This window comes from Alicyclobacillus sp. CIJ1 (genome assembly GCF_057538885.1).
Map to the genome: position 1 here is coordinate 1 of NZ_BAAJPH010000042.1, position 285 is coordinate 285.

1 rRNA gene is annotated in these 285 nt (G+C 62.1%); it reads left to right on the plus strand.

The features are described 5' to 3' along the window. Positions 1 to 285: ribosomal RNA gene (locus AC27E8_RS00305) — 23S ribosomal RNA — on the plus strand; the annotation flags it as partial.

Sequence of the window (285 nt, forward strand, 5' to 3'; positions counted from 1 at the left end):
TAGCCGAAGGAGAACAGGTTGACATTCCTGTACCACCGTAGGCGTTTGAGCGAAGGGGTGACGCAGGAGGACGAGGGAAGCGGCCGGATGGAAGAGGCCGTCCAAGCAGCGAGCGTGGGGTGTAGTGAAATGCGCACCCTGGGAAGCGTGAGCTGTGATGGGGAGGGAAGGACAGTACCGAAGTCCCGACGTTCACACTGCCGAGAAAAGCCTCTAGCGAGCCGAAGGTGCCCGTACCGGAAACCGACACAGGTGGGCGCGTGGAGAACACGAAGGCGCGCGGGA